This is a genomic window from Deinococcus detaillensis (assembly GCF_007280555.1).
GTDB classification, from domain to species: domain Bacteria; phylum Deinococcota; class Deinococci; order Deinococcales; family Deinococcaceae; genus Deinococcus; species Deinococcus detaillensis.
Window position 1 is genome coordinate 1 of sequence record NZ_VKDB01000078.1, and the last position, 1,671, is coordinate 1,671.

General features: G+C 56.0%; 2 protein-coding genes. Both read left to right on the forward strand.

Annotation, left to right across the window (positions count from 1 at the left end):
* Window positions 1-11: 11 nt before the first annotated feature.
* Window positions 12-488, forward strand: coding sequence for a diacylglycerol/lipid kinase family protein (locus tag FNU79_RS18905; RefSeq protein ID WP_143722335.1), 477 nt, complete (start codon window positions 12-14; stop codon window positions 486-488).
* Between the two features lie 207 nt (window positions 489-695).
* Window positions 696-1,499, forward strand: a complete 804-nt coding sequence (locus FNU79_RS18910) for a polyphosphate kinase 2 family protein (RefSeq protein WP_143722336.1) — start codon at window positions 696-698, stop codon at window positions 1,497-1,499.
* The last annotated feature ends 172 nt before the right edge of the window (window positions 1,500-1,671 follow it).

Sequence of the window (1,671 nt, forward strand, 5' to 3'; positions counted from 1 at the left end):
TCCTGGCATGAATGCTCCTTCGCGCTGTGATCAGCCTAACGGCTGGTCGGGGCGAAGTGGCTTGGCCGTTGGTCCTCTCTAGGGGGTTCATTCCACTGACGCTGGACGGCAAAGAGCTTGAAGTCGAGGGGATGGGGGTGATGATCGCCAACTTCGGGATGGCCAACTACCGGGTGCCGATTACCGGCGACGTAATTCCTGCGGACGGAAAGCTGACCGTGATCGTGCTAAAGGGCAACAGCATTGCGACCCTGATTCCGACGCTGCTCGGCAGCCTCCGGGCCAAACTGCATCTGGGCAACGCCGACCTCGGCGACAGTCTGGAAACGTTCGATGCCACTGAGGTCAGCGTGCAGGCCAGTCAGGCTTTACCGGCCCAGTACGACGGGGAAATCGTCGAAGGGGACGTTCAGCTCCTGAAGGTCAGGGTATTACCGGGAGCTATTCGGTACTTCACTCCGGCAGCCTTGAAAGACCTGACGACCTGATCTGGAGGGAATGTCACTACGGCTTCTTAAGCAGAACGGACCCCCATTAGGGGCCTGCTCGCACTTCACGGGCCTGTCTGCTGTCTTGGACAGAACGGCAACCTCACGGGCCTGTCCGCTCCGCTCAATTTATCTCTGGATAAATGGGTGTACTTGGTGAATTTTTCCAGTAGTAGACCGGACCAGTAGTGGTGTTACACTGCGCCGATGAAAACGGAGTCATACCAAGTTCGTGAGGGTAAGAAGCTGAGCCTCAAGGAGTACAACCCCAACGAGACTGCAGGCGTCAGCAAGGAAGAGGCTGCTGTTCGCAAACCGCAACTTCAGCTGCACCTGGTCAAGCTTCAGGAACGGTTACACGCCAAAGAAAAGCAGAGCCTACTGGTGGTGCTCCAGACCCGCGATGCTGGCGGTAAGGATGGGACGATCAAGCATGTCTTCACCGGGCTCAATCCGCAGGGCGTCAATGTCACTGGTTTCAAGGAACCGACTCCGCTGGAGCTGAGTCATGATTTCCTCTGGCGGGTTCACGCGCATACACCAGTGGCCGGTATGATCGGCGTCTTCAACCGCTCCTATTACGAAGACGTGCTGGTGACACGGGTTCACGGCGAGGTGGACAAGCAGGAAGTCGAGCGCCGATATGAGGAGATCCGCGCCTTCGAGATCTCACTCCAGAACCGTGGCACCCGAATTTTGAAGCTTCATCTGAACATCAGCAAGGATGAACAGAAAAAGCGTTTTCAAGACCGGCTGGACGATCCTGAGAAGCATTGGAAGTTCAGCCAGAACGACCTCAATGAGCGTGCCCTCTGGGACGACTACACCAAGGCTTACCAGGACACGCTCAGCGCTACCAGTACCGCCACCGCCCCGTGGTACATCATTCCCGCTAACCATAAGTGGTTCAGGAACGACCTGATCATGCATATTCTGCTGGAGACCCCGAACGATATGAATCCGCAGTTTCCCAAGGTGGATTTCGATCCCAGTAAGATCATCATCGACTGAGACGGATTTCGGTTGAACAATTATGCAATAACTGCGAAACCCGACCAGCGGGAGTAGGAAAAAGTACAGATTCCAGGTATCTGATTAGCGGCTTCCGGCGCTCCCGTCCAAGGACGAGGGTGCTGCTGTTAAGCTGTGGCGCATGGCTGGGACGCTGAGAGAACAGGATCTG